Raw genomic sequence first — 300 nt, 5'->3', positions numbered from 1 at the left:
GTTGATCAAGAAGGGAATCTTGTCGGTGAATTAGAATTACCGATGTCGGTAGGGACAGTTGGAGGATCAAAAAACGTACACCCGATTTCTAAGATTGCGCTACGCATGTTAAACGTCGAATCTGCCCAAGAGCTTGCACAGGTTATTATTGCCGTTGGATTAGCGCAAAACCTTGGAGCCCTAAAAGCCTTAGTTACAGATGGCATCCAAAAAGGACATATGGCATTACATTCTCGTTCTGTTGCCATAGCAGCAGGAGCTACTGGGGAGTTGATTGATATCGTTTCAGAAACATTAGTA

1 protein-coding gene is annotated in these 300 nt (G+C 43.7%); it reads left to right on the top strand.

The features are described 5' to 3' along the window. The coding region (locus tag JKP73_RS22670) for a hydroxymethylglutaryl-coenzyme A reductase family protein (RefSeq protein ID WP_498370541.1) at positions 1-300 on the top strand (300 nt) is incomplete at both ends.

It is taken from the genome of Virgibacillus salexigens (assembly GCF_014905415.1).
Classification (GTDB): Bacteria; Bacillota; Bacilli; order Bacillales; family Amphibacillaceae; genus Virgibacillus; species Virgibacillus salexigens.
Note: the sequence above shows the minus strand (reverse complement) of the source record. Positions and strands in the feature narration are given on the sequence as shown.